This is a genomic window from Pseudomonas sp. GB2N2 (genome assembly GCF_054897705.1).
Genome location: NZ_CM142701.1, coordinates 2514785 through 2537305, shown reverse-complemented (window position 1 = coordinate 2537305; position 22521 = coordinate 2514785). Strand labels below are relative to the sequence as shown.

Here is a 22521-nt window from a genome sequence, read left to right as displayed (position 1 = left end):
GTGAAAGCATCTTGGCAATGCCCCTTTTTTCAGCGCCCGCCAGACGGTCAATCAGCACGCTGATTAACACCGCGCAGATGTATGGTTAAATAGCTGACTGACCATTCCCGAAACGAACCGGCAGGCTTGACAAGGCCTGGGCTGAAACGTATGTTTCAAACAAGTGTTTGTCAGGCGGAGTAGCCATGGCCCAGTCGGAAACCGTTGAACGCATTCTCGATGCTGCCGAGCAGTTGTTCGCGGAAAAAGGTTTTGCTGAAACCTCGTTGCGTTTGATCACCAGCAAGGCCGGTGTGAATCTGGCGGCTGTGAACTATCACTTCGGCTCTAAGAAGGCGCTGATTCAAGCCGTGTTCTCGCGTTTCCTTGGTCCGTTCTGCCTGAGCCTCGATAAAGAGCTGGAGCGGCGTCAGGCCAAGCCGGAGAACAAGCCGACATTGGAAGAGCTGCTGGAAATCCTCGTCGAGCAAGCCCTCGTGGTGCAGCCACGCAGCGGCAACGACCTGTCGATTTTCATGCGTTTGCTGGGTCTGGCGTTCAGCCAGAGCCAAGGCCATTTGCGCCGTTATCTGGAAGACATGTACGGCAAAGTGTTCCGCCGCTACATGATGCTGGTCAACGAAGCCGCACCGCGTATCCCGCCGATCGAACTGTTCTGGCGCGTGCACTTCATGCTCGGCGCCGCGGCGTTCAGCATGTCAGGGATCAAGGCGCTGCGGGCGATTGCCGAGACAGATTTCGGCGTCAACACCTCTATCGAGCAAGTAATGCGCCTGATGGTGCCGTTCCTGGCGGCTGGCATGCGTGCCGAAACCGGCGTGACCGACACGGCCATGGCCACCGCGCAGTTGCGCCCGCGCAGCAAATCGACACAAGTTGCGGCCAAGGTTTAAGCCGCGCACGGGTGGGCGCGGCAGCTTACATCCGATAAGCTAGCCGCCCATGCCGACTCTCGTTCTGAACCCGCTCCCTATTTTCATCACCGACCTGCCGGGCCCCGCCCACGGCGTCGGATACGTGCGAGCAGGGTCCATCGTTCTCAAGGAATCTCTATGACTGCTGGCCTGCAAGGCTCGTTGATGGTGGACGTCGCCGGTAATTGGCTGACGGCTGAAGATCGCCAATTGTTGCGCCAGCCTGAAGTGGGCGGCCTGATCATTTTTGCCCGCAACATCGAGCATCCGCGCCAGGTACGCGAATTAAGCGCCGCGATCCGGGCCATTCGTCCCGATCTGCTGCTGGCGGTGGACCAGGAGGGCGGTCGCGTGCAGCGCTTGCGCCAGGGCTTCGTGCGATTGCCGGCGATGCGCGCGATTGCTGATAACCCGAACGCCGAATACCTGGCCGAGCAGTGTGGCTGGATCATGGCAACCGAAGTGCTGGCTGTCGGCCTCGACCTCAGTTTCGCCCCGGTGCTGGACCTGGATTACCAACGTAGCGCCGTGGTCGGCACCCGCTCATTCGAAAGTGACCCGGAGCGCGCCGCGCTGCTGGCGGGTGCCTTAATCCGTGGCATGAACAGCGCGGGCATGGCTGCCACCGGTAAACACTTTCCCGGCCACGGCTGGGCCGAGGCAGATTCCCACGTCGCGATCCCGAATGACGAGCGCAGCCTCGACGAGATTCGCGCCAATGACCTGGTGCCGTTCGCCCGGTTGAGCCAGCAACTGGCGGCCGTCATGCCGGCTCATGTCATCTACCCGCAAGTCGATTCCCAGCCTGCTGGCTTCTCCCGCCGCTGGTTGCAGGACATCCTGCGTGGCGAGTTGCAGTTCGATGGCGTGATCTTCAGTGATGATCTGTCGATGGCCGGTGCGCACGTGGTCGGTGATGCCGCCAGCCGTATCGAAGCGGCGCTGTCTGCCGGTTGTGACATGGGCCTGGTGTGCAACGACCGCGCCGCTGCGGAGCTCGCCTTGAGCGCCGCTCAGCGTCTGAAGGTCAAGCCGTCCGGGCGCATCGCGCGGATGCGCAGCCAGGCGAATGCGAGTACTGAATACCGTCAGGACCCGCGCTGGCTGATAGCCATTGGCGCGCTCAAAGACGCTCAACTGATTGAATAAGGACTTTACGTCATGACGGTTTACGCGATTATCGGTGGCACCGGCCTCACGCAACTCGAAGGCCTGAGCATTCGTCAGTCACTGGCGGTGGACACGCCTTACGGCGCACCTTCTGCCGAAGTGCAGATCGGTGAGTATGCCGGCAAGGAAGTGCTGTTCCTCGCGCGCCACGGTCATCCGCACCGTTTTCCGCCGCATCAGGTGAACTACCGCGCCAATCTCTGGGCGCTGAAACAGGCCGGAGCCGAAGCGATCCTGGCGGTCAATGCGGTGGGCGGGATTCATGCCGCGATGGGCACCGGGCATTTCTGCGTGCCGCATCAGCTGATTGACTACACCAGCGGTCGCGAACACACCTACTTTGCCGACGATCTGGAACAGGTCACCCACATCGACTTCAGCTACCCCTACAGCGAGCCACTGCGTCAGCAATTGATCGCGGCGCTGGCGGCTGAAGGCGTTGGCTACAGCAGTCATGGCGTCTACGCCTGCACCCAGGGCCCGCGTCTGGAAACCGTGGCAGAGATCGCCCGCCTGGAGCGCGACGGCTGCGACATCGTCGGCATGACCGGCATGCCGGAAGCCGCGCTGGCGCGTGAGCTTGAACTGGATTACGCCTGCCTGGCGCTGGTGGTCAATCCGGGCGCAGGCAAGTCGACGGCGGTGATTACCATGGCCGAGATCGAGCAAGCGCTGCATGACGGGATGGGCAAGGTGAAGTCGACGTTGGCGCGGGTGCTCAAGGGCTGAGCTCGACCTTGGCAAAATTCAGTCATTTTCAGAAGTGTTGTTTTTATGCCGTCGATCATCGAGCAAATTCATCATCTGCCGTGGACGCAGGAATTCAGCCATCGTGCGCTGGATAAAGCGCGCAGGTATGCCCATGAACATCGAGTAGAGCTCGTCGAGCTTGACGATGTGTTGGTTACTGCGACCTGCCGAGGTTCTGAAGGGTATGTCTACCAGCAGATCATTGAACTCCGCGAATTGCCATCGGGTTACTTGGCGCTGTTTTGCACGTGTTCATGTCCTGTAGGGGTCGATTGCAAGCACTGCGCGACGGTGATTTACCATTTGCAAACACTCGCCGTCGAAGCGCCTGACAGTCACGTTCCTGTTCGGCTGAATCGTGAACTGGAACGCTGGCTCAACGATATTCCCGGTGACGATGGCGGGTCCGCTAAAGGCGCCGGCACTTGCTGGGTGTACAAGCTGAAGGCGACATCGACTTCGGGCAAGTGGCTGCTGGAAATCTGCAAGGCTCGTCAGCTCCAACAAGTTGTTCCTCTACTTCGAACAGCTGCAGCCTTTGAGCGTCGGTGTCACCAGGCCAGCGCAGTTTGCCTGGGCCGAGCAAGCCAATGGCAGTTTCCGCCCTCAATGGGGTAGTGCAAAAGCCCCGGAAGAAACGATCCTGGCGCTGGAACCGTTGCATTATCTTGACCGGGAGCGGATGCAGGTCGGGCCGCTTGAAACCTCGCTTGACGCAAAACTGGCGTGTCATTTGTCCTTGGCCCCCGCCATCCCCGCTCGGCAAGCCGCGCAGTTCAGCCATCGAATGGGCGCTGCGACGCGAGTCGCACCCCCGCCGTGCGTATTGACTGACAGCTTCATTGATGACGTCGAACCCCAACCTGTGCTGACGCTGGCATCGACCAAGCGTTACAGGAGCTGGCAATACGAACTCGAACACCGCGCTGCGCTGGCGTTCACTTACAACGGCCACCTGGCGACGGGCAAGAAATCCGCCGAAGTGCTGATTCTGTCTGGCACCGAAACCCAGCATATCCAGCGCAAACCGGCTGCCGAAAAAGCCTTGCGTCAAGCCTTGCAGAAACAGGGCTTGAAAAAAGCCACCCGCAAGAGTGATGCCTTGCCCGACAGTGCCGGTGAAATGTTCGATTTGCCGGACGAATCGGCGTGGCTTGCCTTTGTCCAATCCGGTATTCCTGCGCTTAGAGAAGCGAATTGGCAGATCAGCCTCACCGACAGCTTTCATTTCAATTTGCAGCCCGTGGATGAATGGTATGCCGATGTCGAGGAGTCGCCGGGGCGGGAATGGTTTGATCTGCAATTGGGAGTCGTGGTCAATGGCGAGCGTTACAGTCTGTTGCCGATCCTCCTGCAACTGCTTCGCAAACAACCGCAGTTGTTGGAGCCGGCTAATCTGGTGTTGCGCGACGATGACGACCAGGTATTGCTCGATCTCAACGGCGGACAGTTCGGTACCGGGCCTGGCATCAAAGTCGCGCTGACTCTCGGGCGGATCAAGCCGTTGATGGCGACGCTCAGCGAGTTGTATTTAGGCGTGAGCAGCGGTGATTCGTTGCGCTTGAATGGCCCTGATGCAGCGCGCTTGAGTGTGCTTGAGGGGTTGCCGTTGGTGTGGCAGGGCGACGAACGTTTACGGGGTTTTGCCAAGCGATTACGTGAGTCGACCCAAAGCAGTGTGGCTGCACCAGAAGGCCTCAACGCGGTCCTGCGCCCTTATCAGCTCGAAGGCCTGAACTGGATGCAAACCCTTCGCGAGCTGGAAGTCGGCGGTATCCTCGGCGACGACATGGGCCTGGGCAAGACCCTACAGACCCTGGCTCATTTGCTGTTGGAGAAACAGACGGGGCGCCTCGACCTGCCGGCGCTGGCGGTGATGCCGACCAGCCTGATCCCCAACTGGCTCGACGAAGCGGCGCGTTTTACCCCGCAACTGAAAGTGCTGGCGCTCCATGGTGCCTTTCGGCAAAAAGATTTTGCCCGCCTTGCCGAATACGATCTGGTGTTAACCACCTATGCCTTGTTACCCCGGGATCTTGAGGTGTTACAGCCGCAGGTCTGGAGTGTGCTGATTCTTGATGAGGCGCAAAATATCAAAAACCCGCTGAGCAAAGCGGCGCAGGCGGCCCGGGACCTGAATGCCCGGCAGCGTTTGTGCCTGTCCGGCACCCCGCTCGAAAATCACCTCGGCGAACTCTGGTCGTTGTTCCACTTCCTGCTGCCCGGCTGGCTCGGCGACAGCAAAACCTTCAATCGCGACTACCGCACGCCGATCGAGAAGCATGGCAATAGCGAGCGGATGCACCACCTGACCGCACGGATAAAGCCTTTCCTGTTACGCCGCAAGAAGGAACAGGTCGCCACCGAGTTGCCACCCAAAACGGAGATTGTGCATTGGGTCGAGCTCAGCGACGGGCAGCGTGACGTGTATGAAACCGTGCGCGTGGCGATGGATAAAAAAGTGCGTGACGAAATCGCCCGCAGCGGGGTCGCGCGCAGCCAGATCATCATTCTCGACGCGTTGCTCAAGTTGCGTCAGGTCTGTTGCGATCTGCGGCTGGTGAAGATGACGCTGACGGCGAAAGCGCTCCGTGCGGGTAGCGGCAAGCTGACTGGGTTGATGGAGATGCTTGAAGAGTTGCTCAGCGAAGGGCGCAAGATTTTGCTGTTTTCACAGTTCACCTCGATGCTCGCGTTGATTGAGGAAGAGTTGCAACAACGAGGGATCGGGTTCTCATTGTTGACGGGTGATACAACGGATCGGCGGACGCCTGTCCAGGATTTTCAAAGCGGTAAAGTGCCGTTGTTTTTGATTAGCCTGAAGGCGGGCGGCACGGGGCTGAACTTGACGGCAGCCGACACCGTGATCCACTTCGATCCGTGGTGGAACCCAGCGGTTGAAAATCAGGCGACGGACCGCGCGTATCGTATTGGTCAGGATAAACCGGTGTTCGTGTACAAGATGATTGCGCGCGGCACCGTGGAGGAGAAGATCCAGGCGCTGCAGCAGGAGAAAGCCGCACTTGCCGGGGCGGTGCTTGAGGGCGGAACTGCGGGTGGGTGGAAACTTGAGCAGAGCGATATCGAGGCGTTATTTGCGCCGTTGCCAATCCGAAGTCCTGAAATTCGCTATTTCTCCAGCTTATCCGGTAACGGCGCAAACAACGCTTCAATGTCATCACTCTGCAACTTCCAGTCCCCGGTCTTGCGCCCATCCAGCACGCCCGCGGCCAGGTCGGACTTTTCCTTCTGCAGGTGCTGAATCTTCTCTTCCACCGTGCCCCTGGCAATCATCTTGTAAACGAACACCGGTTTTTCCTGGCCAATACGATACGCGCGGTCGGTTGCCTGATTTTCCGTCGCCGGGTTCCACCACGGGTCGTAATGAATCACCGTGTCCGCTTCCGTCAGGTTCAAGCCCACACCGCCGGCCTTCAAACTGATCAGAAAGATCTGACGCTTGCCGCTCTGGAAATCCTTCACCGGCGAGCGCCTGTCGCGGGTCTGTCCGGTCAGTAGTGCATATTCAACGCCACGTTTCTTCAGCTCGACCTCGATCAACGCAAGCATCGAGGTGAATTGTGAAAACAGCAGAACCCGTCGGCCTTCCTCGAACAACTCCTCAAGCATTTCCATCAGGCTGTCGAGCTTGCCCGAGGTGCTTCCGCGTGTCGGCAGGGCGGCATCATTGACCAGGCGTAAATCGCAGCACACCTGGCGCAGCTTCAGCAGCGCCTCAAGAATGATGATCTGGCTGCGCGCCACGCCCTTGCGGATGATCTCGTCGCGCACCTTCTTGTCCATGGCCAGGCGCATGGTTTCGTACACATCGCGTTGAGCTTCGTTGAGCTCGACCCAATGGATGATTTCGGTCTTCGGCGGTAATTCCGTCGCCACTTGCTCTTTGGTCCTACGCAGCAGGAACGGTTTGATCCGACCGTTCAAGTGCTGAAGTCTTACTTCGCTGGCGCGCTTTTCAATCGGCACACGGTAATCGCGGTTGAAGCTTTTCACGTCGCCGAGCCAGCCCGGCAACAGGAAGTGAAACAACGACCACAGTTCACCCAGGTGGTTTTCCAGTGGCGTGCCGCTGAGGCACAAGCGCTGGCGCGCGTTGAGCGCTCGCGCAGCCTGGGCGGCTTTGCTGTTGGGGTTCTTGATGTACTGCGCTTCGTCCAGCACCAATACGTGCAGCGGCTGTGCAGCCAGGCGTTCGACGTCCTTGGGCAATAGCGCGTAGGTGGTCAGGATCAGGTCATATTCGGCCAAATGCTCGAAGTGCTTTTTGCGACTGGCGCCATACAGCGCCAGCACTTTGAGCTGCGGGGTGAAATGCGCCGCTTCGTCGAGCCAGTTGGGGATCAGGCTGGTGGGCATCACCACCATGCACGGGCGATCCAGGCGTCCGGCGTTTTTTTCGCTGAGAACATGCGCCAGCGTCTGTAGGGTTTTGCCCAGACCCATGTCGTCCGCGAGAATCCCGCCGACTTCCAGTTGCCGCAACGACTGCATCCAGCTCAAGCCTTCCAGCTGATACGGGCGCAGCGTCGCATTCAAGCCTTCCGGCGCAGTCGCGGTGTAGTCCTTGATGTCCCGCAGACGCTGGGCAAAAGTGCGGATCTGCTCGCCACCTTCCCAGAGCAGCGGCATGCCTTCCAGCGGGTTCAAACGAATGGCGTCGGCCTTACTCAGGCGCAGCGTGGTTTCGCCGGGTCCTTGCAGGTAGAACTCGCCCAGGGTCGCGAGTACCGGTTTTAAACGCCCAAAGGGCAGGGCCACTTGCAACGGGCCGTACTCCGAGTTCGGGCGATTGGGGATGTTCACCAGAATCAGTTCGTCGTCGCGCCGGCGGGCGAGACGTTCCGGGTTGAGGATCTCGGTGTGTGAGCGCATCAGGTTCAACAGGATCGGCAGTAGACTCAGCCGTTCGCCATTGACGATGATCCCCAGTTCCAGATCGAACCAGTCGCGTTCAGGCGCCTGCTCTACGGTGGCGTACCAATCGTCCACGGCCGTCAGGTCGAAGCCGAACTCCTCGTCGATCTGCAGCTCCCAGCCTTGAGCGCGCAGCTTCGGCAGCTCGTTGAGGGTGAAGGTCAGCCAGGCGCTGTCGTTGATCATCTCGTGGAGATCGCCGGCACTTTCCGGCAGCGCCTTGCTTTGCCGGGTGGCGATCTTGAAACCGAGGATTCGCAACTGTTCCCTGTAGGCCTGTTCGACTTCCGGCTGACGTTTTATCCGCAGCGTCTGCGCCTCCTGACGAATCAAGACGTCGGCATTTTTCTGCCCGCACACATATTCATCCAGATAGCTGAAGGACAGCGCCGCGCGATGCTGGATGTAGCGCTGCATCTTGCCGTTGCGCGGCTCGAAGGCGCTGAACTCGATGCTCGCCAGCCACAGGCGCGGCACCGGTTGCACGTTGTCGACCAGCACTTGCGGAGGCGCTTTCGGACTGCGGTTTTCCAGGACGGCCTGGAGTTTCTCAAGCAATTCGGCGTCTTGTGCGGCGGCGGGGTAGGCGAGGGTTTCCTGTACTTTCAGCAACACCGCTGCGCAATGTTTGCAGTTGCTGCGCACCGGACAGCTGCACGTGGCATCGACCATCAACAGTGTGGCTTTGGCTGACTCACGCAGGCGAATGGTCTGACGGTAAACGTTGCCGCCGGAGCCTTCACACGCGGCGGTAATGGTCGCGTCACCGACCTCGACGATCCTGACGCGGTTTTCCAGCGCATAGCGGCGGCCGCGCTCCAGACTCTGTTCCTTGAATCGGCTGACCCAGGAAGGTGCCAGGGGTTTGCTCAGGGTCGGGGGCATAAGGCCTTCAATCAGTCCGGAATTTCATCGGGGACTGGCCGGGGCGCAGGGGCTGTGAGCGAGGTGATCTTGATCAGCAGGCCGAGGTGGCCGTTGTCGAGGAAGTTCAACTGGCCGTTCTTGGTGTGGCTTTCCTGCTTGAGGCGTTCACTGGCAGTGACCATGCCGTTGCCGTCGATCTGGTTGACCCAGAAGTCGGCATCGACGTCGGTAAAGCGTCCCAGTTTCAGGTTGAGCGTGCCCTCGATCGGGAACTGGCCGAACTGCTCGTTGCCGTCGCTGATCGCTACTTTGCTGGCTGCTTCGCCGAGGTTCTGTTGCCAGGCCTTGTGCAGTAACACCGTGTAATCGTTGCTGGCGGTGAGTTTTTCCACTTCGCCGTTCAGGCTTGGCGTGCGCAGGCTCTGCGGGTTGACGCGCTGGGCGCCGGCGGCCCAGTCTTCCGGGGCGGCGCGACTGACAATGGCGGGCACGGCATTTTGGCGGACCAGAATCATTTCAATCTGATACAGGTCATCGGCAAACGCCGTGGGAGCCACCAGGGTCATCAGCAAAGTCAGAGAGCGAAACAGGCGCATGCGGCGTCCTTCAAGCAGTTTTCGGGATGAGGCATTGAAGCAGAGCCTCGACTGTATTAAAGCGTTCTTCCGGACGCTCCATCGGCACCATGAATTTAAACATCGTGGCCCCTTCGAATTTATAACGTTTAGGCTGGCCCTGAATCAGTTTGATCAGGGTCAGCGGATCGACCGGCGTCTGGGCCGCGAACTCGATTCGACCACCTTGCGGGCCACCATCGACTTTCTTGATGCCCAGCAGTTCGGCCTGCAACTTCAACGCGGTGATGCGCATCAGGTTCTTGGTCGGCTCCGGCAACAAGCCGAAACGATCGATCATCTCCACTTGCAGGTCCTTGAGACCATCCTCATCGGTGGCCGAGGCAATGCGCTTGTACAGAATCAGCCGCGCGTGGACATCTGGCAGGTAGTCTTCGGGAATCAACGCCGGAACGCGCAGATTGACTTCAGGGCCACCGCCCAATGGTTGATCGAGATTCGGTTGTTCACCCTTGCGAATTGACTTCACCGCGCGCTCGAGCATTTCCATATAAAGGGTGAAACCGACCGCCTGAATCTGCCCGCTTTGACCGTCGCCCAGCAGTTCGCCGGCGCCACGGATTTCCAGGTCATTGGTGGCGAGCACGAAACCCGCGCCGAGGTCCTGGGTGTTGGCGATCGCTTCCAGACGCTTTTCCGCGTCGGGGGTGATTTGCTGGCGCGGCGGAGTCAGCAGGTACGCGTAGGCCTGGTGATGGCTGCGACCGACGCGTCCGCGCAACTGGTGCAACTGCGCCAGGCCGAACTTGTCGGCGCGTTCGATGATGATGGTGTTAGCGCTCGGCACGTCGATGCCGGTCTCGATGATGGTCGAGGCAATCAGCACGTTAAAGCGCTTGTGATAGAAATCGCTCATCACCTGTTCGAGTTCGCGTTCGCGCATCTGCCCGTGGCCGATGCCGATCCGTGCTTCCGGCACCAGTTCGGCGAGGTCGGCGGCGCATTTCTCGATGGTCTTCACATCGTTGTGCAGGTAATAGACCTGGCCGCCGCGCAGCAACTCACGCAGCAGGGCCTCTTTTACCGTGCTCTTGTTCTGTTCCATGACGAAAGTGCGCACCGACAAGCGACGGGCCGGCGGCGTGGCGATGATCGACAGGTCGCGCATGCCCGACACGGCCATGTTCAGCGTACGCGGAATCGGCGTGGCGGTGAGCGTGAGGATGTCGACTTCACTGCGCAGTGCCTTCAGCTGTTCTTTCTGACGGACACCGAAACGGTGCTCTTCGTCGATGATCACCAGCCCGAGGTTTTTGATCTTCACGTCGTCCTGCAGCAACTTGTGCGTGCCGATGACGATGTCGATCTTGCCTTCGGCGAGCTGGGCGACGGCGGCGTTCACTTCCTTGGTCGACTTGAAGCGGCTCATCACTTCCACCGTCACCGGCCAGTCGGCGAAGCGGTCGCGGAAACTGTTGTAATGCTGTTGGGCGAGCAGGGTGGTCGGCACCAGAATCGCCACCTGACGACCGCCGTGAACCGCAATGAATGCGGCGCGCATCGCCACTTCGGTCTTGCCGAAACCAACGTCGCCGCAGACCAGGCGATCCATCGGTTTCGGGGCGAGCATGTCGGCGCGCACGGCGTCGATGGTGGTTTGCTGGTCCGGCGTTTCTTCGAACGGGAAACCGGCGCTGAACGTCGCGTAATCGGCTTTCGGATCTTCGAAAGCATGACCCTCGCGCGCTGCGCGGCGGGCATAAATGTCGAGCAGCTCGGCGGCGACATCGCGCACCTGTTCGGCGGCTTTGCGTTTGGCTTTCTGCCAGGTCTCGGAACCGAGGCGGTGCAGCGGCGCCAGGGCGTCGTCGCTGCCGGTGTATCGGGCGATCAGGTGCAGGTTGGCCACCGGCACGTACAGCTTGGCGCCCTCGGCGTATTGCAGGGTCAGGAACTCGGCGACCTGGTCGTCGATCTCCAGCGTCGCAAGACCCAGATATCGGCCAACGCCGTGATCGATGTGCACCACCGGAGCGCCTTCGCGCAGTTCGGTGAGGTTCTTGATGACTGCATCGTTGTTCGCGTCGGTGCGCTTTTCACGGCGTCGACGCTGCATGACGCGCTGCCCGAACAGCGGGCTTTCCGCGACCAGCGCCAAGGCCGGATCGTCGAGGACCAGGCCTTCGTCGAGCGGTGCAATGGTAATCGCCAGGCGTTCTTTGCTCGCGACAAAGTCCGGCCAGCTGTCGACGGTTTTCGGTCGCAGCTTCAGTCGTTCGAGCAGTTCCAGCAATACTTCGCGGCGGCCCGCGGACTCGGCGGTAAACAGCACGCGTCCGGGAAACTCGTCGAGGAAACCCGCCAGCGCCGCCAACGGCTGTGTCGCCTTGGATTCGATCGCCAGGTCAGGCAGTGCACGCGCGGGGAAACGCTCGCGACCGACGCCGGTTTCCACGTCCTGTTGGCTGACGACGACGCGTGGCCAGTTCTTCAGGCGCGCGAAGCAATCTTCCACTGGCAGGAACAATTCGGCTGGTGGCAACAAGGGACGGGCTGGGTCGACGCGGCGCTCTTCATAACGATTGCGCACGTCGTTCCAGAAATTCTCCGCGGCCTGCTCGATGCCCGGCAAGGAAAACACCTGGGTGTCCTGGGGCAGGTAATCGAACAGCGTCGAGGTTTCGTCGAAGAACAGCGGCAGGTAGTACTCGATACCGGCCGGTGTAATCCCGCTGCTCAAGTCCTGAAAGATCGGGCAGCGGCGGAAGTCGACATCGAAGCGCTCACGGAAACGCGCCTTGAAGCGCGTGACCGCATCTTTTTGCAGTGGAAACTCGCGGGCCGGCAACAGGCGCACGGTGTCGACCTTGTCGATGGAGCGCTGGTTTTCCGGGTCGAAGGTGCGCAGCGTCTCGATCTCGTCGTCGAACAGGTCGATGCGAAAGGGCAGTTTGCTGCCCATCGGGAACAGATCGATCAGCGAGCCGCGAACGGTGAACTCGCCATGCTCGTACACCGTGTCGACGTAGCGGTAGCCGCTGGCCTCGAGCCGGGTACGCATCTGCTCGACATCGAGCTTCTGGCCAACGTCCAGCACCAGGCTGCTGCCGAGCAGGAACCGGGTCGGCGCCAGGCGATGCAGGGCCGTGGTAATCGGCACCACCAGCACGCCATGACTCAGCTCCGGCAATCTATAAAGAGCAGCAATACGCTGGGAGATGATGTCCTGATGCGGCGAGAACAGGTCGTAGGGCAGGGTTTCCCAGTCCGGGAAATGCAGCACGGGCAAATCCGGGGCGAAGAAACTCAGCTCCTGTTCCAGCCGTTCAGCCGTCTGGCTGTCGGCGGTGAGCAACAGGGTAAAGCGCTTGGCAGCGCTGGCAGCCTCGGCGATGGCCAGGCTCAGGGCGGCACCGGGCAGATTGCCCCAGTGCTGTTTACCTGCCGCGGCAGGGAGAAGCGGTAGACGCAGAACGGGCACGGAAGGTTGAGCTCCAAGCGTTGCGACAAAGTCGGTAATTGTAGCGGCCCCGGGTGCCGCCTGTCAGTTGCAGACTGCGTCTATTACGCAGGTTTGGCGAAATGTAGTGGTAAACACAAAATTCGCCGTTTTTTTACGGAAAATCACCGATTATGTAGTGGCAAAACGACCGGGTGTTACGGAGGGTTACGGACAAGACAGCGGTGTCTCCAAAAAATTGACTGCGCTGAAAGCCACGGTTTTGCTGGGCTGCGGCAGTGCGTAATTTTTTTGAACGGAAATTGGTTACGGATTGCACGACAGGTGCGCATTGCTACCGAGGTCACTCGGCGGCATAATGTAGCCCCTTTTTTCTGCCCCTACATAGTGGAAGGTTCCCGTGACTCAGAAGCCCGACCAGTGTCTTGGTGAATGGATCGACCGTGAAGCACTCGCAGAAGCGATGATTCCGCTTATCGGTCAGCTCTACCGCAATAACAACGTGGTGAGCTCGATCTATGGCCGCAGCCTGATCAACCAGTCTGTCATCGCGATTCTCAAAGCTCACCGCTTTGCTCGCCATCGTTCTTCCGACGATAGCGAACTCTCCGTCCACGAAACATTCCCTCTGCTGAAAGCCATGAGCGAGCTCAAGCTCGGCGCGGCTTCGGTAGATTTGGGCAAGTTGGCGTACAAATTCCGCGTCGAAGGCAATGGCCGCACTGCCGAGCAGTTCGTCCGTGAAGAAATGGCTGACGTGGTTGGCCAGCAGAACGCCTCCGCTCGCAAAGGCACTGACGTTGTACTGTACGGCTTCGGTCGTATCGGTCGTCTGCTGGCACGCATCCTGATCGAAAAAACCGGTGGTGGCGACGGTCTGCGTCTGCGCGCCATCGTCGTGCGCAAGGGCGCCGATAACGACCTGACCAAGCGCGCCAGCCTGCTGCGTCGCGATTCGGTCCATGGTTCGTTCAACGGCACCATCACCATCGACGAAGAAAACAACACCATCACCGCCAACGGCAACTTGATCCAGGTTATCTACGCGAAAAGCCCGACTGAAGTGGATTACACCCAGTACGGCATCAAAGACGCGCTGCTAGTGGACAACACTGGTGTATGGCGTGACGCCGAGGGCCTGGGCCAGCACCTGGCTTGCCCGGGTATCGACCGCGTTGTTCTGACTGCGCCGGGCAAAGGCAAGCTGAAGAACATCGTTCACGGTATCAACCATGGCGAAATCACCGCTGACGACAAGATCGTGTCGGCCGCTTCCTGCACCACCAACGCCATCGTGCCGGTGCTGAAAGCTGTCAACGACAAGTTCGGCATCATCAACGGTCACGTTGAAACGGTTCACTCGTACACCAACGACCAGAACCTGATCGACAACTTCCACAAGGGCGATCGTCGTGGCCGTAGCGCTGCGTTGAACATGGTAATCACCGAGACCGGTGCTGCCACCGCTGCTGCCAAGGCCTTGCCTGAGCTGGCCGGCAAGCTGACCGGTAACGCGATCCGCGTTCCGACGCCTAACGTGTCGATGGCCATTCTCAACCTGAACCTTGAGAAAGCCGCTACCCGTGAAGAGATGAACGAGTACCTGCGCTATATGGCGCTGCACTCGGATCTGCACAAGCAGATCGACTTCGTCAATTCGCAGGAAGTGGTGTCCACCGACTTCGTTGGTTCGCGCCACGCCGGGGTGGTGGATGCTGAAGCCACCATCACCCAGGATAACCGCGTTGTGCTGTACGTCTGGTACGACAACGAATTCGGTTACAGCTGCCAGGTGGTTCGCGTGATGGAAGACATGGCCGGGGTAAACCCGCCAGCCTTCCCGCGTTAAGCATTAGCAACACATGAAAACGCCCCGACCTCGGTCGGGGCGTTTTTGTTTGTGCGACTTATATCTTTTTAATCTGTGCAGTGAATCATTAATAATTATCTAAAAATGTATACAACGTTCATTCAGCCATTAAAAATAAAAACTTCCAATAAAAATAAACAGTTGTAGTTTGCTCGCCGCTTAAAACCAGGAGTGGATCCAATAGGGTTCGCGCTACATATTTGGCGTCATTTAATCGTTCAGCTCAACTACTTGACACCCCAACTCACTGAATCTAGTGTCGCCAATGACAACGCCCGCTCTGCCTCGGGTTCGGTCACTGCGCTGTACAGCAACTCTCCAAAAAGACGGGAATCTCATTCCTGCTCACATCACAATAAAAACCACATAAACAGCGTCGGCTTAGTTGCCGTCCGAAGAAATCATTGTGTCTCGCTCACCCTGCCAAAAGTGTCTTGCGGTCACGGCCTGCTATTGCCTGACTTTACGCGGTTGGTTTATCGGGAGAGTCGAACATGGCGGAAGAACGCTCAAGGCTATTATCACTGTTGCCCCGTCTGGTCGGTCTGGGAGTTCTTGGTTTCATCATCTGGCTGTTGTTGTCGACGTTACTCATGCCGTTAGTCTCGGCATCGGCCACGCGGGCGATTTTGAATGCACCGGTGATTCTGCTGACAACGCCAATTGATGGCGTAGTGAGCGCATTGGAAGTCAAACCCGGCGCGACGTTTGTTCAGGGCCAGAAAATTGCCGTGGTTGAAAACCCGCGAGCGAATCAGGAAACCTTGCTGACACTGCAAACCCGGCGACTCACACTTGAGCAACAACTGTCATCTTCGGCCAGTCAGGCCGAGCATGATCAGCAGTATTACGAGGCGCTGGAGAAAACCAGCCAGCAATACCAAACCGCATTTCATACCCGCCAACTCTTCACCCAGAAAGCCCTGAAAGCCGAAAACAGCGCCGCCAGTGCGCGGTTGATGGATGCTCAGGAAACCGTCGAACGCAATCTCGAGTTGTTCGTGCAAGGCGCGGTGAGTGGTGCGGTGGTCGCCTCGTCGAAAGCGCAGCTGGCGTCTTTGCAAGGTGCGGCGGAGTCGGTGCGTTCGCAACTTCGCATCAGTGACGGCGATGTCAGCGCCGCCAACCAGCAGGTCTACCTCGATCCCGATCAACTGCGCATGTTCGACCTCAGCGCGCAGATGACCACGCTCAAGCTCAGTCTGGACAATCAGGCGCGCAATCGCGCGACCTATCAGCAGGAACTCGACAACCTCAACCAACTGATCGAAACCGAACAAAACCGCATGAAGTTGATGGCCGGTTACGACGTCGTCGCCTATTCGCCCGGCACCGTTCAGGAATTGTTGGCGCCACAGGGCACGTTGGTACAGGCCGGCTCGACCTTGTTGCGCGCCACCGATTGCGCGCAGAGCTACGTGATTGCGGTGTTCCCTGAGCGCATGGCGAGCAAGATCAATCGCGACAGCGTGTTGACCGTGAAAATACGCGGCCTCGACCAACCGCTCAAAGCCAGTGTGGTGCAGTTGCTGTCCAGCGCCTCGGACATTCGCGCCAACACCTACAGCGTGCCGTTTCCGTACGCCGAGCAAAACTCGGTGTACGTGGTCGGCACCTTTGCGGCAGACCTGACCGAGAGCCAGCGCGCCATGACCTGCAATCCGGGGCTGTGGGCCAGCGCCGAGGTGTCGCGACCATGAACAGCGTCTTGCGAGGAGTGGTGGGTGTGATGCTGATCAGCAGCGGGGCGTCCGCGCTCGCGGCCCAGGCGCGGCCGCAACTGGCGGCAATGACGTGCGCGGCGCTGGATCGGGCGGTCACCTCGCAACCGGCGGGTCCGGTGCTGGTGGCGAGTTATCCACCGTTGAACGGTCAACCTGCACCGATCCTCGCGTTGCGTGGCGTGGCATTCACGTACGACAACGCCTTGGCGAGCATTGCGCTGTTTGCCTGTGGCAAAGCCGAATCGGCACGACGCATCGCCGACGCCTTGGTGTTCGCCACGCAGCACGATCCCGAGTACCAGGACGGCCGATTGCGCAACGCCTACGCCGCCGGCCCGGCAGGTTCGCCGTCGATGAAATTGCCCGGTTACTGGAGCGTCGAGCGCAACGCCTGGAATCAGGACGCCTACCAGGTCAGCAGCGCCACCGGCAATCAGGCATGGGCGGCATTGGCGCTGCTGGAGGCTTTTCGCCAAAGCGCTGAGCCGTCTTACCTGGAGGCCGCAAGAAAAGTCCTGCAGTGGTCGCAGAAAAATACCTACGACGGCCAATCACCGGCCGGCTTCAGCGGCGGTTATTACGGCTACTTCTCCAAACAGGTCCAGCAGAACTGGAAGTCCACCGAGCACAACGTCGACCTCGCGGCGGCGTGGTCGGCGCTTGATGCGGTGGCGCCGGATCAGGGTTCGGCGCAACAGGCGCAGATTGCCCGGCAATTCGTCTCCAGCCAGTGGGATGCCAAGGAAGGGCGGTTCCTGATCGGCACCGGCGCGGATGGCCAGACGTCCGACCGCGTGCGCTCGGGACTGGACGCGCAGATCTGGCCGCTGATTGCCCTGCAGGACCCGCCCAAGGATTGGCGGCGGGTCTTCGCGTTTATCGATCATGCTCACCGCGCTGGCGACGGCTACGGTTTCAACCGCGACCCCGACGGCTTATGGACCGAGGGCACGGCGCAGGCGGCGGCCGTGGCGCAATTGAATGGCCTGAGTGACAAGGCGCAACCGCTGTGGAGCGTGCTGCTCGCACAAGAGGCGGGCGATGGCTGGCTGTTTGCGACACCGGCACCGCGCATCAGCACCGGGCTGGCCATCGGCCCGGATTCGGTCACCAACGATTTCTTCTATTACCACCTGCCTCACCTGGGCGCCACGGCGTGGGCAGCGATTGCGGCCACCGGCGTCAACCCCTTTACCGGCTCGCCAGAGGCTAACTGACATGCAGGCACTCGACTCGCTGCAACTGTTGCAAATCAACTTCTGGACGCTGGCGGCGGTGATTCTGTTCACCTGCCTGACGCATCGGGACCAATGGGCCGCACGTGCCGGGTTCGGCGCCGTCACCGCATTGTTGCTGGTCAACTACGCGGCGTGGCGGATTCGCGACACCTTGCCCGACGACCATTCCGGGTTCGCCACGGTCTGGGCTTATACCTTCCTGTTTTTCGAAATGCTGGCGATTGGTTACACATTGTTTTCCATCGTCGTGATGCTCTGCCGCTCGGATCACAGCAAGGACGCCGATGCGGGTGAGCGCCGCTTGCGTGCTGAAGGCAGCAACGCGCCGGCGGTGGATATCTTCATCGCCACCTACAACGAAGGCCTGGAGATCCTCGAAAAAACCATTATTGCTGCCCAGGCCATCGACTACCCCAACTTCACCATCTGGGTGCTCGACGATACGCGCCGTGACTGGTTGCGCGACTACTGCGCCGAAATGGGCGTGCAATATGCCCGGCGCCCGGACAATTCCCACGCCAAGGCCGGCAATCTCAACAACGGTTTACGCCAATCAGCGGCCGGCAGCAATGCGCCGTACATTCTGGTGCTCGACGCCGACTTCGCGCCGCAGCAACCGATCCTGCTGCGTACGCTGGGGCTGTTCGACGATCCGAAAGTCGGCCTCGTACAAACGCCGCAGTTCTACTACAACCCTGATCCGATCCAGCACAACCTTGGTACGTCCGACTGCTGGGTGGATGAGCAGCGGGTGTTCTTCGACGTGTTTCAACCGGCGAAGGATGGTTGGGATGCGGCGTTCTGCGTTGGCACGTCCTTCGTGGTGCGGCGCGATTTGATCAACGAAATCGGCGGCTTTCCTACAGGTTCCGTCTGCGAGGACATCTACACCACGTATCGGTTGCTGCAAAAAGGCTACGTCACCCGTTGGTTGAACGAGCGCCTGTCGATCGGCCTGTCTGCCGAAGGCCTGACCGAATACATCAACCAGCGTGGACGTTGGTGCCTGGGCACGATCCAGGTGGCGTTGCTCAAGGACGGACCGTTGCGCGGTGGCGGCTATACGCTCAACGACCGCTTGCACTACATCCACGGGCTGATGCACTGGTTTTCCAAGCCGTTCATTTTGATGATGCTGGTGTCGCCGGTGTTGTACTGGTACTTCGGCATCGCCGGTTTCTACGCCAATCCGGTGGATTTCCTGGCGTTCGGCATGCCCGCATTGATTGCGTTCTGGGGCTACGGCACCTGGGTCACGGACCGGCGCACCTTGCCGATTTTCACCGAAGTCACGCAGATCGTTGCTTCTTTGGCGGTCACGGCGACGATTGCCAGTGCGATGATCCGCCCCTTTGGGCGCCCGTTCAAAGTCACCGCCAAAGGGCTCGACCGGACCAAGACAATGGTGCACTGGAAACTGTTCGGGTTCTTTTTTGCCTTGACCCTGTTTTCGCAGATCGGCGCTTACATCGCTATCAGCACCGCCGCCGCGTTCGACGGCAACATGCTGTTCAACCTGTGCTGGACGGTGGTGGCACTGATCTACAACCTGGCCACATTGGTGGCGTGTGTCGACCGCCCACGCTTGCATGGCGAAGAGCGTTTCCCGTTCGACAAACCCACCGGGTTTCGTTTCGGCGGCAAAGTGCTTCCCGGTCGACTGGTGGATATTTCCCTCAGCGGCGCGTCGTTGAGTTGCGCGTTCGCATCGTCGATCAAGCCGGGCCTGTGCGGCGAAATGTGGGTCGACAAGCTGGGCTGGCTGAGTGTCGAGGTCATGCGCAATCACGGTAAAGACCATTTGGGCCTGCGCTTTGCCGAGCTCGATGAAGACCTGCGGCGGCGGCTGATTGCGCGGCTGTTCAGTGACGCATCGATCAATGTCGTGAGCAAGGCCGAACCGGCGCTGGCGTTCGGCACCTTGCTGCGTCGCGCGTTGCTCGGCGAAAAACGTCGCCATCCGAGTTTGCCCGCGCCGGTCAAGGCAACGTCCTACGTGCCGCAGCGCCGGTGGCGGCCGGTCAGTGTTCGTTCGCGTAGAAGACAGGCGCTGCCGCACATCAATGTCGGACGGTCAGGCTTGTGGTCTGTGCTTCTTTCCCCCTTGCGAGCTTTGCTCGGCCAACGTTTTTAGGTGCGCGCCATGAACAGTTGCTTACCGACTACCTGCTTGATGTCATTGCTGCTGCTCGGCGGATGTTCGCTGGAACCGACCTACGAGAAACCCGACGCACCGATCGATCAGCAATGGCCGGCCAACACGACGGGCGAGTGCTGCGTCGGCAAGCAGGCGTTCGACAAGGACTGGCGCGGTTTTGTGGTGGATGACCGACTGCGCCAGTTGATCGAGATGGCCCTGGTCAACAACCGCAGCCTGCGCCAGTTTGCGGCCAGCGTCGAAGAGTCGCGGGCGGGGTATGACAGTGCGCGCTCAGGGCTTTTTCCTACAATCGGCATCGACACCTACGCCGGACGCAGTAAGTTGCCGCCACTGGTGCGCACGCCCAACGGCGGCGACAGCTCTGGCAGCATTGCCAACACCTTTCAGGCAACCGGCGGGTTCACATCCTACGAACTGGATTTTTTCGGTCGCATCCGCAGTCAGCGCAATGCCGCCGGGGCGCGCTTCGAAGCGTCCGAGGCGGATTATCAGACTGCGCGGCTGGCGCTGATCGGCGAAGTGGCCAGCACCTGGCTGAGCCTAAAGGCCAATCAGCATTTGCTCGACCTCGCACAGACCACCTACCAATCCCAGGACCGCTACGGACAGCTGCTGCGCAAGAGTTTCAACCTCGGCTCCAGCGCGCGGATCGACGTGCACCAGGCCGATGCGCAAACCAACACCGCGGCGGTGCAGGTCAACACCTATCGCATGGCCGTGGCGCAGAACAGCAACGCGTTGCGAGTGCTGGTGGGGCAGCCGGTGCCGGTGAGTTTACTGCCGACCGGGGCGTTGGGTCAGAAATTGGCGACGCTGGATGTGCCCGCAGGTTTGCCTGCGTCACTGATCGAACGCCGTCCGGACATCATGTCGGCGGAAGCGTCATTGCGTGCGGCCAATGCGGATATCGGCGCGGCCCGGACGGCGTACTTCCCGACGTTTTCCCTGACCGGTGCGCTGGGCAGCCTGACCGGGGATTTTTCCCGGTTGCTCACGGGTCCGGCAGAGTTCTGGTCGGTGGCCTTGGCAGGGACGTTGCCCTTGATCGACGGCGGTGCTCGGCGGGCGCAGGTGGATGCCAGCCATGCGCGGTTTGATGGTCAGGCAGCGGCTTATGAAGCCACCGTGCAGAACGCCTTTCGCGAAGCGGCGGATGCGTTGAACGCGCGCCAGGAAATGCTCACCCAGGTGGAGTTCCAGAAAAAACTGGTGTGGGATTATCAGGAGGCGTATCGCCAGTCGCGCTTACGGTTTGAAGGGGGATTGGACAGCTATTTTTCTACTATGGACGCGCAGCGTTCGCTGTTCGATGCACAGCAGGAATGGGTGCAGCTGGAGTTGGCGCGGGAGATCAATCAGGTGACGTTGTACAAGGCGTTGGGCGGCGGGTGGAGTGGGTCGTTGAAGATGGCTAACCGATGAATCTGTGGTGAATTTTAGGGCCTCTTCGCGGGGCAGCCTCGCTCCTACAGGATTTCGGTGATCTTGTGGGAGTGAGCCTGCTCGCGATGGCGATCTATCAGGCGCCGCCGACCACCGCTGCCTGCGCCGTACGCAGTTCATGCTTGTTGCCATGGAACAACACCAGCGTCGCAATCAACCCCATCACCGCCGCACCGCTGAGCCAGATCCCCGGTGCAGCCTTGTTGTCCAGCACATGAATCAGGTAAGTACAGGCCGCCGGGGTAAACCCGCCGAAGGTCGCGGTCGCCAGGCTGTAGGCCAAAGAGAAACCGGTTGTACGAACTTCCACCGGCATGATCTCGGTCAGCGCGACTACCATGGCGCCGTTGTACGAGCCATACAGGAACGACAGCCATAGCTCGACAATCAGCAAATGGCTGAAACTCGGGTTGGCTACCAGCCAAGACAGCGCCGGGTAGGCCGTTAGGATCGCCAGAATAGTCGCCGCCAACAGCAGGGGTTTACGCCCGATCTTGTCGGACAAGGCACCCATCACCGGAAGCCAGAAAAAGTTCGACAGGCCGATGCACACCGTCACCAATAATGCATCCAGGTCCGACAGGTGCAGTTCGGCTTTGCCGAAGGTCGGGGTGTAGGCGGTGATCAGGTAGAACGACACGGTGGTCATCACCACCAGCGCCATGCCTGCGATGACGATGCCAAAATTCTGACCAATCGAGCGGACAATTTCCCGCAGCGTAGGGCGGTGTTTACGCGCCTGGAACTCAGGGGTTTCTTCCAGCGAACGGCGAATCACGAAGATCACCGGCACGATCATGCACCCGATCAGGAACGGCACGCGCCAGCCCCAGTCACCCATTTGTTCCGGGCTCAGCCAGTGATTCAGTCCGACGCCCAGCAGGCCGGCAAACACCACCGCTGCCTGTTGGCTGGCGGACTGCCAGCTGACGAAGAAGCCTTTGCGGCCCGGCGTTGAGATTTCTGCCAGATACACGGACACGCCGCCCAGTTCCACGCCGGCGGAGAAGCCTTGCAGCAATCGCCCGAACAGCACGATCAACGGCGCTGCGACACCCAATGTAGCGTAGCCCGGCACGCACGCAATCAACACGGTACCGGCGGCCATCATCGCGAGGGTGATGATCAGGCCTTTGCGGCGGCCATGACGGTCGATGTAGGCGCCGAGGAAAATCGCCCCCAGCGGACGCATGAGGAAGCCGGCACCGAACGTGGCCAGCGATAACATCAGGGACGCGAAAGCGCTGTCGGCAGGGAAGAAGGTCTTGGCGATGGCCGTGGCGTAAAAGCCATAGACCATGAAGTCGAACATTTCGAGGAAGTTGCCGCTGACAACGCGAAAGATCGCCTTGCCTTTGCCGGTCGTGGAGGACATGTCTGGATACTCACTTTTAAATCTTGTAAGAAAGCGTTT

12 protein-coding genes and 1 pseudogene are annotated in these 22521 nt (G+C 59.9%); 9 read left to right on the top strand and 4 right to left on the bottom strand.

Translation table 11 applies throughout. The annotated features are described in order from the left end of the window. Positions 1 to 185 precede the first annotated feature (185 nt). The 4 genes and pseudogenes from ACYZT4_RS11780 to ACYZT4_RS11765 form a co-directional block, all read left to right on the top strand. Complete coding sequence (locus tag ACYZT4_RS11780; protein WP_008028474.1) at positions 186 to 893, top strand: TetR/AcrR family transcriptional regulator; 708 nt, start codon at positions 186 to 188, stop codon at positions 891 to 893. A 159-nt stretch (positions 894 to 1052) separates the two neighbouring features. After that, positions 1053 to 2063 carry a beta-N-acetylhexosaminidase gene (nagZ, locus tag ACYZT4_RS11775; RefSeq protein WP_461987945.1) on the top strand — a complete coding sequence of 337 codons (1011 nt, stop codon included), beginning with the start codon at positions 1053 to 1055 and terminating at the stop codon, positions 2061 to 2063. 12 nt (positions 2064 to 2075) lie between these two features. Then, on the top strand, positions 2076 to 2813 hold the full coding sequence (locus ACYZT4_RS11770; protein WP_461987943.1) for an S-methyl-5'-thioinosine phosphorylase: 738 nt from the start codon (positions 2076 to 2078) through the stop codon (positions 2811 to 2813). Positions 2814 to 2858: 45 nt separating this feature from the next. Further along, a pseudogene (locus ACYZT4_RS11765) lies at positions 2859 to 5949 on the top strand (DEAD/DEAH box helicase); the annotation flags it as partial. A gap of 14 nt (positions 5950 to 5963) precedes the next feature. Here ACYZT4_RS11765 and ACYZT4_RS11760 read toward each other — a convergent pair. The 3 genes from ACYZT4_RS11760 to mfd are packed head-to-tail and all read right to left on the bottom strand — an operon-like array spanning position 5964 to position 12692. Then, the gene (locus ACYZT4_RS11760; RefSeq protein WP_461987941.1) at positions 5964 to 8654 is read right to left on the bottom strand and encodes an SNF2-related protein; all 2691 of its coding nucleotides are present in this window, start codon (positions 8652 to 8654) and stop codon (positions 5964 to 5966) included. An 11-nt stretch (positions 8655 to 8665) separates the two neighbouring features. Continuing rightward, complete coding sequence (locus ACYZT4_RS11755; RefSeq protein WP_461987939.1) at positions 8666 to 9232, bottom strand: CsiV family protein; 567 nt, start codon at positions 9230 to 9232, stop codon at positions 8666 to 8668. Between the two features lie 10 nt (positions 9233 to 9242). After that, positions 9243 to 12692: a transcription-repair coupling factor gene (gene mfd, locus ACYZT4_RS11750; protein ID WP_461987937.1), complete on the bottom strand. Its 3450-nt coding sequence runs from the start codon at positions 12690 to 12692 to the stop codon at positions 9243 to 9245. A 379-nt stretch (positions 12693 to 13071) separates the two neighbouring features. Between mfd and ACYZT4_RS11745 the strand changes: the two genes are divergently transcribed. From ACYZT4_RS11745 to ACYZT4_RS11725, 5 genes are all read left to right on the top strand, one after another. Then, positions 13072 to 14520 carry a glyceraldehyde-3-phosphate dehydrogenase gene (locus ACYZT4_RS11745; protein ID WP_461987935.1) on the top strand — a complete coding sequence of 483 codons (1449 nt, stop codon included), beginning with the start codon at positions 13072 to 13074 and terminating at the stop codon, positions 14518 to 14520. A gap of 515 nt (positions 14521 to 15035) precedes the next feature. Next, on the top strand, positions 15036 to 16241 hold the full coding sequence (locus ACYZT4_RS11740) for an HlyD family efflux transporter periplasmic adaptor subunit (protein ID WP_461987933.1): 1206 nt from the start codon (positions 15036 to 15038) through the stop codon (positions 16239 to 16241). After that, entirely contained in the window at positions 16238 to 17482 is a 1245-nt protein-coding gene (locus tag ACYZT4_RS11735; protein WP_461987932.1) for a hypothetical protein, read from the top strand. Before ACYZT4_RS11740 ends, ACYZT4_RS11735 begins: the two co-directional genes overlap by 4 nt. Position 17483: 1 nt before the next feature. After that, a complete protein-coding gene (locus ACYZT4_RS11730; protein WP_461987931.1) occupies positions 17484 to 19637 on the top strand; it encodes a glycosyltransferase family 2 protein in 2154 nt (717 codons plus the stop codon). Positions 19638 to 19646: 9 nt separating this feature from the next. Beyond that, on the top strand, positions 19647 to 21086 hold the full coding sequence (locus ACYZT4_RS11725) for an efflux transporter outer membrane subunit (RefSeq protein ID WP_461987929.1): 1440 nt from the start codon (positions 19647 to 19649) through the stop codon (positions 21084 to 21086). Positions 21087 to 21183: 97 nt separating this feature from the next. On the opposite strand, the gene tcuC is transcribed toward ACYZT4_RS11725, so the two are convergent. After that, a complete protein-coding gene (gene tcuC / locus ACYZT4_RS11720; RefSeq protein ID WP_461987928.1) occupies positions 21184 to 22482 on the bottom strand; it encodes a tricarballylate/proton symporter TcuC in 1299 nt (432 codons plus the stop codon). Positions 22483 to 22521: the final 39 nt, after the last annotated feature.